The following is a 1,242-nucleotide window of genomic DNA, read 5'->3' on the forward strand; positions in this document are numbered from 1 at the left end:
ACGTGATGACGCCGCGGGTCCTGGTGACCGCGCTGGTGCTGCTGGGGCGGGGCGAGGTGCTGTTGCTGGTACGGGAGCGGGGGCGCCGGGTGCACGGGGGCGCCGTACGGGGCCGGGGCGCCGAGGGTGTTGTAGTGGCGTATCTCCGCGTACAGGTAGTAGGTGATCACCCCGGCCAGCAGGCCGAGGATCCAGAGCATCATGAACAGCGCGGCCGCGTCCGACATCTGGTCGGGGTCGTCCGGGGTGGCCATGATGAAGGCGAACAGCCCGATGTTGAGGGCGACCACGACCACCAGCAGGAACCAGTCGCGCGGCCGGCGGGTGACGATCGCGAGCCGCAGCATCGCCGCCCAGCCCAGCAGGCCGCAGCTCAGCACGGTCAGCGCCACGAGGATCACGCGCACCGTCGTGAGCGTCGCCGGGGACGGCCGCGATGTCGTCGGCTGCTGCGGCATGGGGCCGTAGCCGTGCATGTGCTGCTCCTGGGAGGCGTATGTCGGACGTGTGGGGTGAGCGTATACACCTCCGCCGACCGGCTGACCCCGGTTGCCCCCAAGGTTGTCCGCACCGTTGTGTGCGGCGGTCGTCCCCGGCCGGGCCGCCACGGCCGGGGCGCCCGGCGCGGTCACCTCATCCCGGCGTGACCGTGCCGTCCGTCAGGCCGTCGTACATCCCCTGGACCAGCCGGCCGCCGAGCCGCCCCGCCGTCCGCAAAGCGTCCTCGAAGGCGGCCAGTTCGCGGAACCGCTCCCCGTACCGCTGCTGCTCCGCGAGCGGCATCCGGGGGAGCTGGAGGCGGCGCGCGTCCAGCCGGGCGGCGGTGGAGGCGTGGCTGCTGGCCTGCCGGTGGTTGGCGGTGCCGCGCAGGAATCCGGCGAGGAACCACGAGTCGATGGCGGTCGGGTCGGGCCGCAGGAGCTGGAGGTTGCGGCCGAGCGCGGCCCCGGCCGTCGCAGCGTCCACGACCCGGGCCGCGGTGCCGCCCCCGAGCACGGGCACGACGACGTCGCCGGGTTCGAGCAGGACCGGGTCGTCGGCGGCCGCCCCGCCTGCGGTCTCCTGGCCGGCGGGCGGCAGGGCGGTCGGGGCCGCGCCGGTGAGGACGTCGTGCTCGGTGAGGACGGGGGCGGCCGTGCTGCCGGGAACCGCCGTACCGCTGTGCAGGAACAGCGCGCCGGCGCGGGCGAGTTCACCGACGGTGGTGAGCGGGCGGTGCGCGGGTTCGGCGGGGGCGGCGGC

At 75.1% G+C, this 1,242-nt stretch carries 2 protein-coding genes; both read right to left on the bottom strand.

Annotation, left to right across the window (positions count from 1 at the left end):
- On the bottom strand, nt 1-476 hold a 476-nt coding region (locus JS521_RS35725; protein ID WP_205087000.1), incomplete at its 3' end, for a hypothetical protein.
- Nucleotides 477-633: 157 nt separating this feature from the next.
- The coding region (locus tag JS521_RS35730; RefSeq protein ID WP_504740034.1) for a restriction endonuclease subunit S domain-containing protein at nt 634-1,242 on the bottom strand (609 nt) is incomplete at its 5' end.

The organism is Streptomyces durocortorensis, assembly GCF_016901035.1.
GTDB lineage: Bacteria > Actinomycetota > Actinomycetes > Streptomycetales > Streptomycetaceae > Streptomyces > Streptomyces durocortorensis.